The organism is Mogibacterium kristiansenii, assembly GCF_009695905.1.
Lineage (GTDB): Bacteria > Bacillota > Clostridia > Peptostreptococcales > Anaerovoracaceae > Mogibacterium_A > Mogibacterium_A kristiansenii.
In genome coordinates this window covers 1-1,162 of the sequence record NZ_VUNA01000043.1, presented here as the reverse complement: position 1 = coordinate 1,162, position 1,162 = coordinate 1, and the positions used below count along the sequence as shown (strand labels likewise).

At 46.7% G+C, this 1,162-nt stretch carries 2 protein-coding genes; both read left to right on the top strand.

The genetic code is table 11. The features are described from left to right. The first annotated feature begins 364 nt into the window (after positions 1-364). Positions 365-562: a hypothetical protein gene (locus FYJ65_RS09470; protein ID WP_154555076.1), complete on the top strand. Its 198-nt coding sequence runs from the start codon at positions 365-367 to the stop codon at positions 560-562. A gap of 62 nt (positions 563-624) precedes the next feature. Beyond that, positions 625-984: a hypothetical protein gene (locus FYJ65_RS09465; protein ID WP_465223474.1), complete on the top strand. Its 360-nt coding sequence runs from the start codon at positions 625-627 to the stop codon at positions 982-984. The last annotated feature ends 178 nt before the right edge of the window (positions 985-1,162 follow it).

Below are 1,162 nucleotides of genomic sequence, written 5' to 3'. Positions count from 1 at the left end.
ACGCACGCTCTATAGCTGCGAGGACAATACCTGCAAAAAAGTCCTCGCAGCGCGGGTCGCTCGGGGCATTCCAATTAAAAATGAGGGATAGTTTCAAATAACTATCCCACAAAAATTCGTGAAGAGCCAAAAAGTTCCTCTGTCAATTGGATTTATGGGATTTAATATGAAACTAAATAACATAACAACGTAGATATGGTATTACATGGCTCGGACTAACACTCCGAGCTTTTTTATTATCGCTATTTTTCGAAAGAACGAAGGAGGTGAGCTTATGAAGAGATTAATCGTGATTGCTGCGGCCAGTGCCGACGTGCTGGCTGCGTGCGGATTTTGCCTTAAAGAACGGAGAGGAGGTTAGCAGATGAGTGATAACTGGGTTGTTCAGAACCTGCAGAACACACTCGGTACCTGGAATGAGAAGCTGGCAGAGATATGGACACTGCTGACACAGTCGCCTAAAGCATTCAAGGGCGGCGCCATATGGAACGTAATAGTTAATATTCACGGAGCACTGCAGGCAATCGGAATTGCCCTGCTACCGACATCTCGCGCAATCTGATGCTTAGCATAGATGTAGTGCCGATTCCGGCAGATGAGGCTGTAAGACAGGTTGAAAACCTTATGCTTGGAGTTAAGACAAATGCCGCCAACTGGCAGCGCCGTCAGAATGCCAACAACAATTTCTCTGCCATGCTCCCGTATGACCTGGAGCTTCAGAGGAAGGAAACAAAGGAGTTCCTGGAGGATCTGACCACCAGAGACCAGAGGATGATGTTCGCCGTACTCACTCTGGTTCACATGGCAGATACCAAGAAACAGCTTGATGATGATACGGAAGCCATTATGACTGCGGCAAGGAAGAAGCTCTGTCAGCTTTCAATCCTTAAGTGGCAGCAGATGGACGGACTTAACACTGCTCTTCCTGTCGGTGTGAGAAAGATAAAAGTTATGAGAACTCTTACTACAGAAAGCCTGTTATGAAGTGACCGTTGTCAAGAGGCGATTACAAGAAAGTTTCATCTCCCGGCATGTCACATTTGTATTTTCTTGACAGCATCTGGAAAGAGCTTTGATTTAACAGTTCCCGGCATGTGGCCACTCTGTTATTCGTGGATTGGTTACCTACAGGCTAATGGTCCGCCGTGAGCCCTGCGATCTT